The sequence below is a fragment of the Bacillus fungorum genome (assembly GCF_002746455.1).
In the GTDB taxonomy this organism is placed as follows: domain Bacteria; phylum Bacillota; class Bacilli; order Bacillales; family Bacillaceae_G; genus Bacillus_A; species Bacillus_A fungorum.
In genome coordinates this window covers 253,261-272,017 of sequence record NZ_NWUW01000007.1, presented here as the reverse complement: position 1 = coordinate 272,017, position 18,757 = coordinate 253,261, and the positions used below count along the sequence as shown (strand labels likewise).

Sequence of the window (18,757 nt, the reverse complement as noted above, 5' to 3'; positions counted from 1 at the left end):
CCTACTGATAGATCTGAAACGTTCGCTTTTCCTTCTTTATCTGTTGTTACTTTCGTTACTACTTTTCCTTTTGAATCACGTACTTCAAATACAACATCTTTTAATGGTGCTTTACTATCTTTATCTATTTTTGTTATCTCTACATTCCCTGTATCCATCATTTCATTTTCTACTTTTAATGATAGTACCTTGGTCATGCCTTTTGTAATTTCAAACGATACTGGCTCTGTTAGTTTCTTATAACCTGGTAAGCTTTTCGTCTCTACTAATTTGTACTTTCCTACTGATAGATCTGAAACGTTCGCTTTTCCTTCTTTATCTGTTGTTACTTTCGTTACTACTTCACCTTTCTCATTTTGGACTTCAAATACAACACCCGCTAATACTGCGCCGGTTTCTTTGTCCACTTTTGTAACTTCTACATTACCTTTGTCTACCATTGCATTTTCTACTGTTATTGGGAATATGCCATCCCCTGTTACATTTACTTCGAACTTTGTTTCTTTTAATTGGTATCCTTCAGGCGCTTTCGTTTCTTTTAAAATATATTTTCCTGGTGCTAGCGGTTTAGAAATTGCCTTACCATCTTTATCTGTAATAATATGTTCAACTACTACACCGTCTTTTACTAAATCAAACTCTGCATTTGCTAATGGTTTTTCACCATTTTCCGAATCAACTTTCTTTAATTCAATTTGACCCTTTTGCAAAGTATTTTTGATTTCAATTGTTTTTGTTTCTCCAGCTTGAAGTGTAACCTCTACTGGAATTGTTAATTTTTGATATCCTTCTGGCGCTACTGTTTCATAAATTTTATACGTCCCAGGAGCTAAAGTTTGAGGCACTGAAAACCCATTTTCGTCCGTTTTCAGTTTTGCAACAACTTCATTTTCATTATTTCGAACTTCAAATTCGGCACCTTTTAACTCCTTGTTTGAATCCTCAGCATCTATTTTATGAATCAATACTGTGCCGTCTTTTGGAGCTTCAGGTGGCGTAACATTTACTTCTTTCGATGTTAATTGCTTATCATCAAAATGTAATTCCGCTTTATTAGGAATCTTCTTATCTACGTAAGGAGATAAGTCTGCATTAGCTTTAATTTTCGCCTTAATGCTGAGATTAATTACCTGGTCTTCATATGATTTATAGTCAAAATCCTTACCAAACGTAAATGTTACCTCACTTCTTTGTTTATCTATGTTTAACGTTCCTTTAGAAGTAATATCTTGGCCATTTTGATCATACACTTTTGCCTCTAATACTTCTAAAACATCTTCTAAATCATCACTAATTACCATAGATGTGTATTTAGGAGGATCGTTTGGTATATGTGTACCAACTTGGTATTGAATAGCTTGATCCATTTGTGTTAACTGTTGATTTTCTACAAGCTTACCATTCTCATCAACTATATTTTTCTCAATGCTAGGTGGATTATCGTCACCTGAACCGGTTCCTCCTCCACCACTTACGAATACTTGTCCTACTTTTTCTTCAGTTACAATATTTTTACCTTCTAATTTCACAGTATTTTTATGCGGCTTTGCAGCAGGATTAGTAATCTTTGTTTTATATCTTAAAACATAACCTTTTGAACTGTCGGGAAACTCAATTGTAAATCCAGTCTTCGCTGCATTAATTTTAATTTTAGATAAATCTGCTGGCTTAATATTTGTTACTGCATAGTCATCTTCAAATACAGCCTCTTCTAATACTAAGCTCTCTGTAATTAGTTCATGCCCAGGTCCCAATGTGTCTGTTAATTTAAGATCTTGCATTTCTGTTCCAGTTGCATTTACATATACCGTCCAGTCTGCAATTGAAGGATCCTCCTGATTATAAGAACCCCATTTCAATAGATTATCTGTATTAGGCTGTGGCTTCGGTCTCTCTGTCGTATTGTTTACACTTACTTCTTTATTTACGATTTGACCATCAACGTTAAACTCTAATGGGATTTTTTTTATACCATCATATGCTTCTAGACCAAAGTAGAATTCTACGAATAAAGAACCTTTAATATTATTCTTTCCTTCTACGTAATCACCCATAGTACATGTCAATAGACCCTGTTTCATCTCACATGTACCAACTGTTTTTCCTTCAGCATCTTTTAAAGGAAATTTCATATTCATAAGATCTTTTCTAAATTCTTTTGGCATATCAATTGTGAATTGATCTCCACTTTTTATTTTTTCTTTAGCTGACCACTTCACTTCTACTTTCATGCCATCTGAGGCTTGATATGGTTCAGACGTTGTACCATCCGTACGGGAGATATTAATCTCGTCCACTGGATTTTTTATCACAGCGGCTTGAATAACTGGAGCCCACACATTTAGCACTGAAAATAATACTAGAAAAACTAATGAAACCATTGAAATATGCCTTTTAGTACTTTTCATTTGCATCATTCCCTCCTATTTTTTATATTTATATAATAAAAAAAGACCGTCCGGTTGCATCAAAAATGTGCAACCAGACGATCTTAGTAACCAATATGTATTACCGTAGACTCTAAGCTTTGCGGCCTATCCTTTCGAATAGTGTGCTAAAAATATTTTTTATTCTTTTTTCGTTTCATTTTCCACTTGAACCAAATATTACTATACCGTCTGGACGGTTATATTTCAACACTCTATAAAATTGTTCTATTATTCCAATAAAAAAAACAATTCACCACTAGATTAAATGAACTGATGGTGAATTGTTTTTATCCTTTAGTTTATATATTTTGTTTATAAGAAGCAGTTATAAGAGCTTGAATCACTTTTCCTCTTAATTCGGGGCTTAGTCTTCCAATCCCTAAATTTTCCGAATACCATAGTCCATCTGCCGCTAATCTAATAATTGTGGCGTAAACTGAATCTATCTCATCATTCTCTATTTTATGTTGCAGTTGCTGAAATGATTGCTGTAACGGCTCAAGTAATTCAGGTTTTAGCATTAATGCTGCCATCATACTACTACCCAGCTCTTCTACACTTCTCTCATTACTTAATCTTTCCTCTACAAAAGAACGTACCCATCTTCCTTTCTTCTCTAAGTCTTCCGCTACTTTATTATGGATAGCGTCTTGATACTCCTCCGTTCCCTTGAGTATCATACCCTCTATTAAAGCTTCTTTAGTTGAAAAGTGATACAACAATCCACCTTTACTTATCCCCGCCTCTTTTGCTACCGCTTCTAAGGTTAATTTAGCAACCCCTTTACATTGCACAATTTGAGAAGCGGCAGATAAAATTTTTTGCCGTGTTATGCTTGTACTCATTCCTTTTTAAAGCCCCATTTCTACTAAATTTATATAAATACGTATCTTATTTTTAATATCGCTGAGTAATAATAACTATTTTCTTTATGCAACAAAAGCTTCATCGCCTTTACATTGCTCGTTGCTTCTTCTATTAAAAATTTCCATATCATTCAATATGATAACATTAAATACACAAAGCTGACTATACATCTATACTTTCATATTTATTCCTAATATATCCATTAGTGAAATTTACTGTTTTAGTCCTTCTTTTTACTTTATCATCTCTATTGTTTTTATCTTATAAGGCGGCGTTAATTCTTTCATCATTGCATAAAAAAATGTTATTACTCTTGGTAGATTGAGTAATAACATTTTTATTTAAAGCTAGTTAACAAATTTGCTATCAATTAGCATCCTTCACATCTTCACTAGTCGGTTTTCTAACTGATTTAACAAAACACTCCTCGTAAGCACCAAACGCAATGAAATTTTTCTGCGCTTGTCTTAACGAAACTTCATTCGCCCCGCCTTCCGCGAAAGACGAGCCATTTCAATTAATCACCACTTAATTTCTTCTTATACCAATCCTGCATTCTCTCCGCATCTTCTATTCTCGTATGCTCTAATTTATAATCCGATGATGCGCTAGAGAACTTATACGTACATAAATTTGCACGGCGCTGGAAATATGATTGTGTCTTTTCCATCGATTGGACGTGTCTTCTTCTAACAAGTCCTGTATATTTTCCAACGCTACGATATACAAGCGTAATTTGCTCTCCATCTACACTGTAACCATTTGTTTTAAATGTTGCGTATCCAATTGTAAAGATGAGGATCGCGAGCGGTAATAAAGCCCACAGGATGAAATACTTTTCAAAGTATATACTGATTCCAGTAAGCGGGATTGCTAGCATAGCGAAGACTATGAAACTATCAATGAGATAGCGGCGTAATGCTGCTTTGGGTAATGCAGTAATGTTTGTATTTAGTTCATATGGTAGTTGTAAATGCGCGAGTAACTGTTGCACACGATCTTTTCGAATGATTGGGTGCAGTGTAACCTTTTCTTTTTCGTCGCCCATTCCCTCACTTTGAATGACTTCTACCTGCACAGCACAATAACCGAATGGTTGGCGTAAAATACTTTCTTTTATCGTAATCCCTTGAATACGATGTAATTTTAGTACAAGTTCTTTTTTCTCAAGTAACCCTTGAGCAATACGAACTTCATCATTTCTTCGATTTACTGTGAAATTACCATGTTTTAACGCGTAACCAATTGTAGATATAATCCAAGAAAGAACGAGCAAAATAGCTACCATGTAGATCCACGCATATATATCGTGGTCCATTACAAATGACGCTACTTTATTTTTGATCCATTTCGGAATGTACTCATCTACTTGGTGATACACGAAAAAGATTAACGAGAATAATAGCCCAAACTGACCAGATGTAACAGATGCTAGTAAAATTTCTTTCCAAGTTAATTTATATTCTGTCGCTTGTTTTTCTTCTGTAACGATTTCTTTTTCTACCACATGTTCTGCTTTTTCGTCTAACGTTTCTTCCGCTTTCACTTCTGGAGTTGACTCATTTAGCAAAGAAATAAGCTCTGTTGCCTCTTCTACTGTAATACCAGCTAAGCTAACTTCCGCATCATCGCCTCCGCCAGCTGTTTCGATTTGAATTTTCTTTAAGCCAAGCATTTGATATAACACGTTAGAACTTGTATTAATCGTTTGAACACGTTCTTTATTTAAGTAGCTCTCCTTCTTCACAAAGAGCCCTTGTTTCACATGTAATACGTTATTTTCAACCCAATATGTTGTGTAATACCATTTTTCAAACGCTGAAAAGACGGTGAGTAAACCGAATGCAGCGGGAATTAAATACCAAAACGGAAATTTTCCATTTAAGCTAAACATGAAAATAATGAGTGGTATAAAATCTCTTATTTTTAATTCTAATAACATTGTGATCGGATGCTGCCTCTTATACATCCTCATCACTCACTTTCGCTAATTCTGCGATTTTCGTTTTCAACATTTCTGCTTCATACATCGTTAAGCCTGGGATGCTGTGAGAAGTTGCTGCTGTTGAAATGTGTAATTCTGCTAAGCCATATTTTCTCATAATTGGTCCTTGTTCAATCGTAACGTGCTGTACACGAATCATCGGTACTAATACGCGCTTTACGACGAAAAGGCCATGCTGAATTTCAAGTTCTTCTTCATTTAGTTGGTAGCTGTAATAACGTTGACGTAGTTTCGGGAATAAGAAGTACGAAAATGGTGCGAACGCAACTGTTAGCCCAATCATCACATACAAAATCCACGCCCACCAATCAAACTTTATCATGAGGAAAAGGTAAGCTAAAATGACAAGAATACCAATCCCTTCTTCAATGACAGCACGAACTTTCCACACCTTGACCATGTCAGGGTGAATTTCATTCTTCAATGGATCCATGTAACCACTCCAAATCTAGTAATCTAATATATGAATACTCTCAAATTATATTTTACATAACTTTACAGAAAATTGAAATTCAATCTTCTTTCTTCTCTGGAATAAAATATCCGAACCAAAGTAACCAAATGAAACCGATTAACTTCAGCCAACTTCCATCCGCTTGAAAAGCTTCAATCATACCTGGTATTTTATAAATCCCAATGAATCCAAGAAAACCGAGCCACCAGTTTTTTTGCATTTTCATCTTTATTCCTCCTTCATGACGTTTTTCACATTTTGAATCCAAATTTCTTTATACTTTAACTGGAATCCCATCAGCATGTAATTACTCATATTATCAATCACGAGCGCTAACGTATGAGCATTCTCTTCCGTTGCATGTTGTGACACGACGCCCAGTTCCACACCTTTCTTCAATAAATCGTGGAAACCATTTAAGAAATCTTCTTGTATTTCAAATAAACGTTTCTGATACTTTTCATTTCGCGCCGCAGTTACGATAAATTCATTTATAACGCGTAATATTCCTTCTTTGCCTTCATACTCAGAGAGCATATGTAAACCATCTGCGATTAACTTTTCTGCAAAATTTTCTTTCGTATATTGCTGTTTATCAAAATAACTCACGAAATGATACCCAGAAAAAATTTCTTCAAATAAAAAATCAACTAACGCTTCTTTAGAAGAAAAATGATAGTAAATAGCCGGTTTTGAAATACCTACCTCTTTCGCAATCATGGAAAGGCCCATCTTCTCAATACCGTGCTCTACCATGAGTTTAAATGATACCTCTACAATGTTCTGCGATGTTTGTAAATTCTTTACTGTACCTCACTTCTTTACTTACCGGTTGGTAAGTAAATTGTAAAATAAACATGTTTTATTTTCAATTTTTGGGGATTGAAGGTAATTTCCCCCTTATTAAATCTTAATTTATTAATATTCCTTACTTTTCCAGAATATATTGACACTCGATATATTGTGTTTTATATTATGGGTAACGATATATCGAGTGTCAATATATTTACGAGGTGAGAATTTTGAACCCTTTATCTGAGTCTACCTATTTAGTTTTATTAGCCCTATATCATGAACCTTTGCATGGCTACGGAATTATTAAAGGCATAGAAAATGTTAGTAACGGGACCTTTATTATTGCACCAGGAACTCTTTATGGTGTTTTAAACAATTTACAAAAACAAAAGTTAATTGAAACTTTCCAACAGGAAACCGATAGTCGTAAAAAAAAGACCTATTGTATTACTGATAAGGGAAAAAAAGCAATACATATAGAATTTAATAGGTTTCAAACTATGGTAGATTTTACGAAGAAAATCATGGATGAGAGGAAGTAAGTATATGTTTAAAAGTAATAGCAGAAAAAAAATCAAAAAAAAATTTAATAATTTTACTGAAGAGGAACAATGGCTACAAAGCATGTTAAATGATGGATGGCTACTTATCAGTTATGATTCAGAGGAGGTGGGTCCCTGCCAATATGTGTTCGAATCTCTGCAACATACTGACCAAAAAAAACTTATTTACAAAATAGATTTTCGAAACTTTAATAAAAAAGAAGATTTTCAAGAATTTAAAAATATTTTTGAAGATGCAGGATGGACAATGCTTTCAAAAAGTAAGTGGTATTCAAAACATATTTGTTATACTGAAAATCAAAATACTGATATAGATATTTTTTCAGATATAGAGTCTTATGGAGCACGTGAAAAACAAAAAATGTCTGTGCTACTTTGCTATATATTGACTTGTTTTGTAGGATGCATCGCTTTATCTTTCTTATATAATATTTATAACCGTAGTTCTTTTTTAGCTGTAGGATTACTCTCATTTGTCACAGGTGTGAAAGTTACTCTAGATTATTTCAAGCATAAAAAAATTTATAAATCTCTTACAGAAAAATAATATGACATTTCATTCTTCTATGTTCCATAGCTAATCATCTGGGTAATCGACTATTTTATATAAACATTTAAAAAAATAAATAAAACAGAACCTTTTAGCACGTCTACAAGCTCAAATTGATAACATGGCTATTGATACGCTCGGTTTCGGAGGAGAAAGTCTGTCCAAATGCAAGCTTACTCACCTCAGCTGGTCAAAACATGAAAAAAATAGTTCTCCACCTAACCAAAAAGGGTTAGGTGGAGAACTATTTTTCTAAATTCTATTATTTTATGTTGTTTTCTTTCATGGGTGTGTATGTGTGTTATCTTCATCAAATCCTTGATACGACCATGTTTCTTTCGAACTTAGCTGGGCACTCAAAATAGAAAGCCCTAGTTATATTTAACAGTCAGCGCTTTCTATTTTCAATATTCTTATACATGTTACTGTGTGTGTTTCATCTATATTTCCAACTCGTATGCCTCAGCGCTCTGCCGCAAACGGCATTATTGATCATCCACAATGATATATGCTGTTCTGATTGGCCCATGTACACCTACGACAAGGTTCATTTCAATATCTGCGCTATTTGATGGACCAGAAACGAAATTTACACAAGCGGGCAGTTTTTTTCCTGATGTATTTTGATCATGTATTAGTTTTGTAGCTTGGGTTAATCTTGGTACGATCGTACTTTTAGGAACGATTGCAATATATGACTCCGGAAGAAGACTAACATGCCTTCCTTTTAACCCATCATTAAATAGCACAACGGTTCCTGATTCTGCCAGCGTCATATCGCTGAACGTAATGCCAAGGTCAGCAGCTTTCGCAAATGCTATGTCCTCTTCTTTATGATCCGATCCCCAAGCACGAAAATGTGTTGTGCCTTCATTGTTGAAAAGTGAAGTAAAGCCGTACTCATGAAAGCGCTCATCATTCGCATACATAGCGGATTTAATATTCCATTCTTTTATTATAGACCCCAATGTTTCCACAAGATTTTCTTTCGTTGTTCGCTTTACTTCTGTATGAATGACTTCGCAGTGCTCTATTAACTGTAATACAAGTTCGTCTTGCGCGAGTCCGTCAAAAACAGTCCACTGCGGGGCAAAAGACCATTTCGGTTTTTCCACTGCTTCAGGACGTTTTCTACCAAGCTTTTCTGATAATTGGAGTAAAAATTCTTCACGATTTTGGATGGCCATCATCGTTCTCCTTTACGTGTTTTTCAAACCACTTTCGAAACGGTTGTTTTTTCGGAACCGGAAAATCTCTCGCATCCGTCCAAGCTTTTAACGGCCCAATGCCACGCTCGATTTTATCACCTTTCGCAAGAGGTTTTAATGCATACGGAGCGCTCTTCGCCGCAAAAGAAAATAAACTAGGACTCTTCACTACTTTTTCGAAACCTTTCATAGCCGCGTTCCAAGCTACAGGTGATCGTTTTTCTTCTACAATGTGGCTGCGATGTTTAATTAATAAGTCGTGTAACGGAATTTTCACTGGACACGCTTCTGTACAAGCACCACAAAGGCTAGATGCATAAGGTAAATCCTTATATTCATCATATCCTCCTAAAAGCGGTGTTAACACAGCTCCAATTGGTCCTGGATAAATGGAGCCATATGCATGTCCACCAATATGCCTGTATACAGGACAAACATTAATACATGCTGCGCAGCGAATACACTGCAGGACACTTTGGAATTCTGTTCCTACAATATCGGAACGACCATTATCCACAATGACTAAATGAAATTCCTCAGGTCCATCTGTTCCGCCAGGCTCAGTTAACCCTGTAATATAACTTGTTAACTTTTGTCCTACAGAACTTCGGCATAGAAGTGTTACTAAAACATCAAGCTCTTCCCATGTCGGAACAATACGCTCCATCCCCATAACTGTAATTAGCGTTTTCGGAAGTGTCGTAGTAAGCCTTGCATTTCCTTCGTTTGCTACGATAGAAATTGACCCGGACTCTGCAACCGCAAAGTTACATCCAGTCACTCCTATATCCGCAGCAAAGAAATCATCACGTAAATAGCCTCTTACAAACCTCGCCATTTCCGTAGGATCAGATGTTCCAGTGTAATTTAACTTTGTTTTAAATATTTCACAAATGTGTTCTTTATCTTTGTGAAGACACGGAACAACAATATGTGACGGCGGATCATGGTCGTTCACTTGTAGAATAAATTCAGCAAGATCTGTTTCTAACACTTCCGCTCCTGCTTCTTCAATCGCCTCATTTAAACTAATCTCTTCTGTTACCATCGATTTTGATTTCACAACTTTTTTCGCGTTTTTCTTTTTTACAATCTCTTTTACATATTCCCTTGCGTCTTCTGCCGTCTGTGCAAAATAAACAAAACCACCATTTTTCTCAATATTTTCACTTAGCTCATATAAATAATAATCAAGATTTTCTAATGTATGCTTTCGAATTTCTTCTCCTAAAGCTCGCCATTCTTCCCAATTCCCAAGACTCTCAGTCGCTTTTAATTTCTTGCCCCTAAGACCATCTTGTGCTTTCCTAACAGCCTGCCGCATAAATTGATCGCCAATGCCGGTTGCAGTACGCTTATGAAAGGGATCGTTCCCAATTCTCATTCCCATCTTTATATCCCCCTCTTATTTTCGATCTTCATTTAATACTTGAGCAATATGTTTTACATCAATTGGATAGCCATTGCGTGTTAAACGTCCTTTTATATTCATTAAGCAGCTACAATCCATCCCAATTAACACTTCTGCACCGGTTTCCATAATATGCTTTACTTTTTCATCGACCATTTGTTCAGAGATTTCTGGCATTTTCACTGAAAATGTCCCTCCAAATCCGCAGCAATCATAATTGTGCGGCAGCGAAACTACTTCCAGTCCTTTGACACATTTTAATAATTTTTGCGGTGGTTCTTTAATTCCCATTAATCGGCTCATATGACAAGATGTATGAACCGTAGCTTTTTTATGAAGCTTCGCACCTAAGTCTTCTTTCCCTAATACTTCAACGAGAAATTGTGTAAATTCATACGTCTTATTCGCAAGCTCATTCGCTTTTTTCTTCCACTCCGCTTCACTGTCAGAAAATAAGGTAGAAAACTCATGAACCATCATCGCGCACGAACCCGATGGTGCCACAACATATTCTGAACTAGCAAAGACTTCAATCATATGTTTTGCAGCTGTTTTTGTTTCTTTCACATACCCGCTATTATAGGCAGGTTGTCCGCAGCAAGTTTGGCTTTTCGGAAAATCAACTTCACACCCTAAATCTTCAAGAATTTCGACAACATCTCTTCCGACTTCTGGATAAAAAACATCTGCCACACAAGTGATAAATATTGATACTTTCATATTTGCACCCCTAAATACAGTAAAGTAAGCTCAAGTAACTCTATTTGTATATTATCTTCAAAAATATGGAAAATATGAATGAAAATAACAAAAAGCACCCTAAATTACACATTTAGGGTGCTTTCTTTTTAATTCTTATTCAGCAATCGCATACGATAACAATTCATCGTCACTTCTCCGAGTCTTTGCAGTAATTGATAGTTCGCATATGCGCCGACTGGGGCACCGATTATTGGTACGAGCTGAAGCATTTTGGCTAAATCGATATAGTCTCGGTACTCTGTTTGGAACTTTTCCCAGTCCATATGATTTTCTTTTTCTGTATCCCATGTTTCAATTGCTTTCCATATTTCTTTTCGGTGGTCGTCACTTGAAAAGGCAAGCTGAAAGACGTGAAGGATAAAAAGACGCTCTTCTTTGTTGCTCGTATCAAATCCGTACAATGTTGCTGCATCGAATAAAAATTTAATTTTTATTCCGAGTAAAAGCGGAAAATCAGCAAGGCCAAGGAGAATACCACCTGCTCCCGTCCCAGCCCCTTCTGCCGCTGCTATTTTTTTGTACTCATCCATTTTTTTACGCACTTCATCGTCTCTTCTTTGCAATGACCAGTTCGTCTCTTTTAATTTCGGCTTTATAAAGTTTGATCCGGCACTAATCGTCTGCACCATCATCCGAATCGTTTCTGTTAATACTTTTTGCACTTTCGCCGGAATAAGCTGTTGTACTTTCGTCTGCACTTTCTTTGAGAACCGTGTCATCATAGAAGAATCTTTCATGAATGTAGCTTTCCACTGCTCCAATTCTTTTATAACCTTCTCTTCGTATGTAATCATAGGTTCATTCCCTTCAATTTAAACGCTCAATACGTTTCGCCCCGTATTGATAAACGAAACCGATACTAAATACTATGCTTACGACTAATAAAATTCCCGTCATCATGAAATCTTTCGTCGCAAGGGCGAATATAACTGTAAATACAATGCTACCGATAATGAGAATTGCATTTAGTAAAGTAAGAAAATCTTTCTTCTTCTCTTCTCCGCCTACTGGGTACAAATCAAGCCAAATTTTCATACGGTGATGCTTCCATAAAGTTAATAGCTGATAACCGATTAAGTATAAGAAAATAAGACTTACGATAAATCGTCCATATAAAAACGGAATGAAGTAAAGAATAATTCCGCCAAGAGCGAGCAAGCGCACATATAAACCGAAATAGTTACCAGATCGTAAAAACGTTCTCGTATATAAGTATAAATATGTACGCTTTTCACCGATCATCGAAAGAATGAAGTCGAGCCATTTCTTGCGGGATACTCTCTCTTTTAATGCTGGTACATCAACGAACATATTCGCGATGCGGTACAGCAGCATCATCTTCTTACCTTCTTCAGAAATTAAATACTCCCAGTTTAGCGGCTTTCCCTTCACCATTTGATGCATGATCGCAAGGTATAACACCATAAGAAGGACGATTCCACCAATAAACATAACGGACGTACGCTCTACAAGGAAGTACACAAATAAGCCGTTTAAAATAAAACGAATGAACCAATCGGCTCTTTGTATATTTTGGTCTGTTAAAAATGATTTCTCCCATGCGACAAATAAGTTCCACGCTTTTACAATGACAAACGCGAGTACAATCCATATGTAAACCGCTCCTGTTTGCTTCATTTGCTGGAAGTATAACGGGGCAAGCGCTGCCGCTACGATGGCGATTATGTATAACTGAATCATAAACGTAAAGAGAAATGCCTTTGTGAAATAAGGTTTTAACTTTTCTTCCACTGGTAGTAAGTAAACGAGATCTGCTTCTTTTAATAACGTTTGAATTGATCCGGCCGTTAATACGAGTCCAAGTAACACTGCCATAACGAGGGCCGCCTGAAACGAAGGTGTTAACGTTTGTAACCATTGCTGGTAATAATACGCTCCTGCGCCGATGATGAATACGAAAATAAATTTCAAATGATCATTAAATACGTATTTACTATATGTACGAACTTCTTTTAGAAAGTGACGAAATCGTTCTTTCCATAATGCTGTGCTATTCATAATCTTCTTCCTTCGTTAATGCAATATAAATATCATCTAACGTTGCACCTGGCATATTAAACTGTGATTGCAGTTCAGATAATGTCCCCTTCGCTCTCACTTCGCCTTGATGCAGAATAATGAACGAATCACAATAACGCTCTGCCGTCGCTAAAATATGTGTACTCATTAAAATACCTGCACCGCTCTTTTTCATTTGATCCATCATTTGGAGAAGTGATTGAATCGCTAACGGATCGAGCCCAACGAAAGGTTCGTCCACAATGTAAAGAGATGGTTCCACTAGAAACGCACTCATAATCATGACTTTTTGTTTCATCCCTTTTGAGAAATGAGACGGAAACCATTTCAAACGATTTTTCATACGAAATTCTTGTAATAGTTGTCCTACACGTTCTTCATATTGTTTTTCATCGACACCGTACGCCATCGCTGTTAACTTCAAATGTTCTTCTAGCGTTAGCTCGTCATATAATACTGGTGTTTCTGGGATGAACGAAAAACTAGAACGGTACGCTGTCATATCATCACGAATTGTTTTCCCATTAATTGTGACAGTTCCTTTTTTCGGTTCCATTAAACCGATAATATGTTTAATCGTCGTACTTTTACCCGCTCCATTTAAACCGATTAAGCCGACAAGTTCGCCTTTATTAACAGAGAACGAAACATCTTTTAGTACAGGTCGTTTCGTATATCCTCCTGTAACATTTTCTACACGCAATAACTCGTTCATACGACACCACTTTCTTCATTAGTATTCATTCTATATTCATCTTACCAAAAATGGCGCTATACTACATAGTATCGATGTCTTAAAAAAAAATTAAAATTTGTAGCATATATTTTCCCGAAAGCGGACATCATAATTAGTGAAGAAGGAACACATTGAAAAAGCGACCACCAATTGATGAGTACAACAACATAGTGAAGTCATCATGAAATGGGGTGTCCATATTGGACAAAGAAATTTACACATAACCAGATCATTTGTTTCATTTTAGAAACGGGGTGTCTCTGAAAGAGCATATACTGTTTTAAAAATAAACAATTTCCTTTTATGAAAGATTGCAATTCATTTCACTTGAAAATGGGGTGTCTACGGCAGAAACTTTAGCCGATTTACCGTGCATTTCTTAAATAAATGAGGTGTCTGCGAAACGTAAATTACGATAATGCTTTTTCAATCCCTCTTCAGAAAACAGGAAGCTGAGTCAGCTTCCTGTTTTTCGTGTTTGTTCTCTTATGTAATTATGATAAAATACGGCTAAGGCTATTTGAAAGGATGAGATCAATGAATCATACAGCAGACAATTGTATTTTTTGTAAAATTATTGACGGGCAAATCCCTTGCTCAAAAGTATACGAAGATGAACATGTGCTTGCATTTTTAGATATTAGTCAAGTAACAAAAGGGCATACTCTTGTTATTCCAAAAGTTCACAAACAAGACATTTTTGCGTTAACGCCAGAAATCGCATCACACATTTTTTCTGTCGTTCCGAAAATCGCAAATGCGATTAAAGCAGAGTTTAATCCAGTTGGCTTTAACCTACTTAACAATAACGGCGAGAAAGCTGGACAAACTGTGTTCCACTTCCACCTTCATTTAATTCCACGCTACGGTGAAAACGATGGTTTCGGTGCTGTTTGGAAATCACATCAAAATGAATATACAATGGAAAATTTACAAAACATCGCAAGTACAATTGCAAATAGTGTGAAATAGTGACACTATAATAAGAAGTAATACATAACAAGCCACTTTCCTAAAGTGATTAAATATTGCACGGCTTGTTTCTCCACTCAAGATGCCGGGGAATGTGCACCGCACACTTTTCTTTCCCTCGTCTTAAAGATATGCATATTTTTTCACATCATGAATACGAACAAAAAATAAGGAGGTCTCCTTTTATGTCAAAAGCTAAATCCTTTATTACAGGTGTCATTTGCGGCGGAGCAGTTGCTGGACTAGCCGTTCTTTTCTCTACTCCTTCTTCTGGCAAAGACATGCGCGGTAAGTTAAAAGAAAAAGGAAATGATATTAAAAAGACTTTAGCTGATATTACAGCTGATACAAAATTATTAAAACGTCAAATCGTTGAAACTGCTTCAGAAGGTAAAGAAGTGTTTCAAGAATTAAAAAACGATATGCACGATACGCTTTCTAACTGGAAGCAAGATATTTCTCAAAACAAACGACATATTGAGCAAGAGATTTTGGACATTCAAAAATCAATTGAGAAACTACAAGAAGCTGTTCCGGAAAAAGCGTAAACAAATTCCTGCTTAGTTTTTTGCATATAACAAATATTTTTTATATAAATTGACCTTAACACGGCATATCACATAGATATGCCGTGTTTTTATGCATTTACAATATATGTTATCACTTAACATGTATGGACAACACATGTATTCACGACTCATAAAACGCTTCAATAGTTATGCATGATTTGTATAGAATGTCATTTTTCCGAAAAATTTTCACAATTCTCACAAAAAGACTTTATTAATTTTTATTTTACTGGCATAATAGATAGTAATGAAAAAGAATGTTAAAGTGGGTGAGTAAATGAAAAGTGGAGAAAAAGATTACTCGGTAAAAGAAGCGATGATTTTCAGCCAACGCATTGCTCAATTATCGAAAGCGTTATGGAAATGTGTAGAGAAAGATTGGCAAATGTGGATTAAGCCTTACGATTTAAACATTAATGAGCATCATATTTTAACAATCGCTTATCATTTAAAAGGGGCTTCTATTTCTGAGATTGCTAAGTTTGGAGTTATGCACGTATCAACGGCGTTTAACTTCTCGAAAAAGCTGGAAGAACGCGGCTATCTTGTATTCTCGAAAAAAGAAGATGATAAACGAAATACGTACATTGAAATTACAGACAAAGGGGAAGAATTACTACTTCGCTTAATGGAGGAGTATGATCCTGAAAATAATTCAGTGTTTAATGGGGCTCTTGCACTTCGTAATTTTTATGGGAAGTTCCCAGAAAATATCGAACTTATCGCTATCTTGCGTAACATTTACGGACAAGACTTCATCGATATTTTTGAGAAATCATTAGAAGATATTGAAGAGAACTTTACAGAATCTGATCAGAAGTTAGTTAAGAAATAATCTATTTATTTTTTGCAATCATGCTTAAGAATTCATTCATAAGCGGCTTAAATAAACCTTGTTTTTCTAGCGCTTCCGCAGTTTCGTATACTTCGAGCTGATGTGGAAGCGCTTTTTCAAATTGATCTAACAGTGCATCGAACAAAAGAAGCCCCTCTGCTTTCTCCACTACATATTGCTCGTTCAGTATTTCACAAAGTTTTAGTATACGTTCGATATCTTTTTTACGAGCTTTTTTCTTGATGACCAAAGAATAAAATGGACACTTTTCTTCATCAATCATTTTAAACAGTAGGTCTACGTAGTATTCAGCTTGTTCTAATCTTCTAACAACGTCCATTTTCTCCCTCACTTTCTAACACAAGGTCTTCTATTTCTGAATTTTATAACACGAACAAAATATCGTATGATACAATATATAAAGTATATGTATTTTAGCCAAAAGGAGGTCTCGCCTCATGACACTTATAACAGTTGTTTTTGTCGCATTCGCACTTCTTGTTATATTTTACACGAATTTCATGACACATACACTGTGTGAACGAAAACAAATAGCTGCGAGCCGCCAACCCGGTGTCTTTCGGGTTATTAATGTATGTATAACAATTTTATTAATTTCTAGTTATATAGAAATTATATTTCATGGAAAGTGAGGAAGGAAAGCCCCTTCCTCACTTTTTTCCTCTATAAGCAAATTATACCTACTATAACCAATAAAATAAACAGTACAAGCAATAAAATAAGTTGAGAATTCATCCCCATCCCCTCCTCTATTCTGTATATGCGGCATACGCCCAATATGGAACACCTTCAAAATCTGACACACACTGGTTAATTTTTCTTTATCAATATGAAATCGAGTCGAAATATGATATATTAAATTTTGTACATATTGCTTATACTATGAAATAAATGACACGCATCTTAACTTTATCCTCAGCCTCGGTAAGCCCTGTTAAGCGCGCTTTACCAATATAAAAAGCAAAAGTATCAGTGAGACTTAATCGGGCTCTTATGAACTAAAATTCATTGGTGTAGGATAAATTAAAAATACATAATAGTAGGAGTGTTTATCGAATGAAGAAAGCTATGCTTGCCTTAGCCGCAACAAGTGTAATCGCATTATCAGCATGTGGAACATCATCATCATCATCAGACAAAATCGTTACATCTAAAGCTGGTGACATTACGAAAGAAGAGTTCTACACTCAAATGAAGACACAAGCTGGTAAACAAGTATTAAACAACATGGTTATGGAAAAAGTACTTATTAAAAACTACAAAGTTGAAGACAAAGAAGTAGACAAAAAGTTCGATGAAATGAAAAAACAATACGGTGATCAATTCGATACACTATTAAAACAACAAGGTATTAAAGAAGAAACGTTAAAAACTGGTGTGCGTGCTCAATTAGCTCAAGAAAAAGCTATCGAGAAAACAATCACTGATAAAGAATTAAAAGATAACTACAAACCTGAAATTAAAGCAAGCCACATTCTTGTAAAAGATGAAGCTACTGCGAAAAAGGTTAAAGAAGAACTTGGACAAGGTAAATCTTTCGAAGAGTTAGCGAAACAATACTCTGAAGATACTGGTTCAAAAGAAAAAGGTGGAGACTTAGGATTCTTCGGACCTGGCAAAATGGTTAAAGAATTCGAAGATGCTGCTTATAAACTGAAAAAAGATGAAGTAAGCGAGCCTGTAAAATCACAATTCGGTTACCACATCATTAAAGTTACAGACATTAAAGAGCCAGAAAAATCATTTGAACAATCAAAAGCTGACATCAAAAAAGAAATCGTTCAGAAGAAAGCACAAGACGGCGAATTCATGAACGATCTTATGATGAAAGAAATCAAAAAAGCTGACGTAAAAGTTGACGATAAAGATTTGAAAGATCTTTTCGAAGAGAAAAAAGCTGACGATAAAAAAGACGAAAAGAAATAATGAAGTGAAAGAAGCTTGGGCCTAGGCCCGAGCTTTTTTTGTATGCTCTCTTCTCATGATACATTACGTGCAGACCCGGTAAATGAAATTATACAATTGCTTCCCGATTCTACAGAAAAGATAACGTCTTTTTCGTTTTATGGATAATGTAAAATCTTAGTTACTTATATATATTTACATAATCTTCGTCAACAAAAGTTGATTTTGTTATTCATTTAACTAAAACCATCTTTTATGCATTTCACTTAAAAACATTTCTGTAATTTTAAATCCAGAATTTTCTCCTATAATAGAGTCAATCCCGCAATGCGGACAAACTGCTGTGTTATCATCATCCCACCACTCTGTAATTTTTTCTGGATGAAAAATTTCTAAACAATAGAAACAACCACATATAACATCCTTTTCTAATTGCTTTCTATTACGAGAACAAAAACGATGCGCTTCCTCAAAATATTTTCGCATCAGTATCCCCCTATTCCTGATTTTCTTCTTTGCTTTACTTACATTCTCCTCAATAAAATTGCAATTCTTCCTTAAAGAAAAACACAAAAAAACCTTGATCCACGCCACGCAGAACCAAGGTTTATCTTATTATCATTGATTAAATGAAA

General features: G+C 35.5%; 21 protein-coding genes, 1 pseudogene and 1 riboswitch. Of the genes and pseudogenes, 7 read left to right on the top strand and 15 right to left on the bottom strand.

Annotated features, from left to right (window positions below):
* From CO726_RS13290 to CO726_RS13260, 7 genes and pseudogenes are all read right to left on the bottom strand, one after another.
* Window positions 1-2,414: SpaA isopeptide-forming pilin-related protein (locus CO726_RS13290; RefSeq protein ID WP_136699607.1), on the bottom strand; the 2,414-nt coding region annotated here is incomplete at its 3' end.
* Between the two features lie 59 nt (window positions 2,415-2,473).
* Window positions 2,474-2,566, bottom strand: a riboswitch (cyclic di-GMP riboswitch).
* Between the two features lie 162 nt (window positions 2,567-2,728).
* Window positions 2,729-3,274, bottom strand: coding sequence for a TetR/AcrR family transcriptional regulator (locus tag CO726_RS13285; protein ID WP_098761689.1), 546 nt, complete (start codon window positions 3,272-3,274; stop codon window positions 2,729-2,731).
* A gap of 388 nt (window positions 3,275-3,662) precedes the next feature.
* Window positions 3,663-3,791 (bottom strand): annotated as a pseudogene (locus CO726_RS13280) (CPCC family cysteine-rich protein); the annotation flags it as partial.
* A gap of 22 nt (window positions 3,792-3,813) precedes the next feature.
* On the bottom strand, window positions 3,814-5,265 hold the full coding sequence (locus tag CO726_RS13275) for a PH domain-containing protein (RefSeq protein ID WP_099684551.1): 1,452 nt from the start codon (window positions 5,263-5,265) through the stop codon (window positions 3,814-3,816).
* Window positions 5,258-5,734 carry a PH domain-containing protein gene (locus CO726_RS13270; protein WP_000371356.1) on the bottom strand — a complete coding sequence of 159 codons (477 nt, stop codon included), beginning with the start codon at window positions 5,732-5,734 and terminating at the stop codon, window positions 5,258-5,260. The genes CO726_RS13275 and CO726_RS13270 overlap by 8 nt, the downstream gene beginning before the upstream one ends.
* 79 nt (window positions 5,735-5,813) lie before the next feature.
* Window positions 5,814-5,981 carry a hypothetical protein gene (locus tag CO726_RS31775; RefSeq protein ID WP_000783806.1) on the bottom strand — a complete coding sequence of 56 codons (168 nt, stop codon included), beginning with the start codon at window positions 5,979-5,981 and terminating at the stop codon, window positions 5,814-5,816.
* A 2-nt stretch (window positions 5,982-5,983) separates the two neighbouring features.
* Window positions 5,984-6,535 carry a TetR/AcrR family transcriptional regulator gene (locus tag CO726_RS13260; RefSeq protein WP_099684550.1) on the bottom strand — a complete coding sequence of 184 codons (552 nt, stop codon included), beginning with the start codon at window positions 6,533-6,535 and terminating at the stop codon, window positions 5,984-5,986.
* A gap of 242 nt (window positions 6,536-6,777) precedes the next feature.
* Between CO726_RS13260 and CO726_RS13255 the strand changes: the two genes are divergently transcribed.
* Together CO726_RS13255 and CO726_RS13250 are read left to right on the top strand one after the other, a co-directional pair.
* A complete protein-coding gene (locus CO726_RS13255; RefSeq protein ID WP_169513035.1) occupies window positions 6,778-7,092 on the top strand; it encodes a PadR family transcriptional regulator in 315 nt (104 codons plus the stop codon).
* Between the two features lie 4 nt (window positions 7,093-7,096).
* On the top strand, window positions 7,097-7,660 hold the full coding sequence (locus tag CO726_RS13250; protein ID WP_169513034.1) for a DUF2812 domain-containing protein: 564 nt from the start codon (window positions 7,097-7,099) through the stop codon (window positions 7,658-7,660).
* Between the two features lie 488 nt (window positions 7,661-8,148).
* Here the strand turns inward: CO726_RS13250 and CO726_RS13245 are convergent, their stop codons facing one another.
* From CO726_RS13245 to ecsA, 6 genes are all read right to left on the bottom strand, one after another.
* Window positions 8,149-8,850: a LutC/YkgG family protein gene (locus CO726_RS13245; RefSeq protein ID WP_099684547.1), complete on the bottom strand. Its 702-nt coding sequence runs from the start codon at window positions 8,848-8,850 to the stop codon at window positions 8,149-8,151.
* Entirely contained in the window at window positions 8,831-10,261 is a 1,431-nt protein-coding gene (locus CO726_RS13240; protein ID WP_099684546.1) for a LutB/LldF family L-lactate oxidation iron-sulfur protein, read from the bottom strand. Before CO726_RS13240 ends, CO726_RS13245 begins: the two co-directional genes overlap by 20 nt.
* 15 nt (window positions 10,262-10,276) lie before the next feature.
* Entirely contained in the window at window positions 10,277-11,002 is a 726-nt protein-coding gene (locus tag CO726_RS13235; RefSeq protein WP_099684545.1) for a (Fe-S)-binding protein, read from the bottom strand.
* A gap of 128 nt (window positions 11,003-11,130) precedes the next feature.
* On the bottom strand, window positions 11,131-11,838 hold the full coding sequence (gene ecsC, locus CO726_RS13230; RefSeq protein ID WP_099684544.1) for an ecs operon protein EcsC: 708 nt from the start codon (window positions 11,836-11,838) through the stop codon (window positions 11,131-11,133).
* Window positions 11,839-11,851: 13 nt separating this feature from the next.
* Entirely contained in the window at window positions 11,852-13,063 is a 1,212-nt protein-coding gene (ecsB, locus tag CO726_RS13225) for an ABC transporter permease EcsB (RefSeq protein WP_099684543.1), read from the bottom strand.
* Window positions 13,056-13,799: an ABC transporter ATP-binding protein EcsA gene (gene ecsA, locus CO726_RS13220; protein WP_065704661.1), complete on the bottom strand. Its 744-nt coding sequence runs from the start codon at window positions 13,797-13,799 to the stop codon at window positions 13,056-13,058. Before ecsA ends, ecsB begins: the two co-directional genes overlap by 8 nt.
* Window positions 13,800-14,357: 558 nt before the next feature.
* Here ecsA and CO726_RS13210 point away from each other — a divergent pair.
* From CO726_RS13210 to CO726_RS13200, 3 genes are all read left to right on the top strand, one after another.
* The gene (locus CO726_RS13210) at window positions 14,358-14,792 is read left to right on the top strand and encodes an HIT family protein (protein ID WP_001016840.1); all 435 of its coding nucleotides are present in this window, start codon (window positions 14,358-14,360) and stop codon (window positions 14,790-14,792) included.
* Window positions 14,793-14,977: 185 nt separating this feature from the next.
* Window positions 14,978-15,340, top strand: coding sequence for a YtxH domain-containing protein (locus tag CO726_RS13205; RefSeq protein ID WP_098760664.1), 363 nt, complete (start codon window positions 14,978-14,980; stop codon window positions 15,338-15,340).
* Window positions 15,341-15,638: 298 nt separating this feature from the next.
* Window positions 15,639-16,196, top strand: coding sequence for an HTH-type transcriptional regulator Hpr (locus CO726_RS13200; RefSeq protein WP_000834918.1), 558 nt, complete (start codon window positions 15,639-15,641; stop codon window positions 16,194-16,196).
* Window position 16,197: 1 nt separating this feature from the next.
* On the opposite strand, the gene CO726_RS13195 is transcribed toward CO726_RS13200, so the two are convergent.
* Complete coding sequence (locus tag CO726_RS13195; RefSeq protein ID WP_099684542.1) at window positions 16,198-16,536, bottom strand: DUF1878 family protein; 339 nt, start codon at window positions 16,534-16,536, stop codon at window positions 16,198-16,200.
* A gap of 118 nt (window positions 16,537-16,654) precedes the next feature.
* Here CO726_RS13195 and CO726_RS13190 point away from each other — a divergent pair, with 118 nt between their 5' ends.
* The gene (locus CO726_RS13190) at window positions 16,655-16,849 is read left to right on the top strand and encodes a hypothetical protein (protein ID WP_000172690.1); all 195 of its coding nucleotides are present in this window, start codon (window positions 16,655-16,657) and stop codon (window positions 16,847-16,849) included.
* A gap of 424 nt (window positions 16,850-17,273) precedes the next feature.
* Window positions 17,274-18,143: a peptidylprolyl isomerase PrsA gene (gene prsA / locus CO726_RS13180; protein WP_099684541.1), complete on the top strand. Its 870-nt coding sequence runs from the start codon at window positions 17,274-17,276 to the stop codon at window positions 18,141-18,143.
* Between the two features lie 219 nt (window positions 18,144-18,362).
* On the opposite strand, the gene CO726_RS13175 is transcribed toward prsA, so the two are convergent.
* Window positions 18,363-18,608 (bottom strand): cytoplasmic protein, encoded by a 246-nt coding sequence (locus tag CO726_RS13175; protein ID WP_099684540.1) that lies wholly within the window; start codon window positions 18,606-18,608, stop codon window positions 18,363-18,365.
* Window positions 18,609-18,757 lie beyond the last annotated feature (149 nt).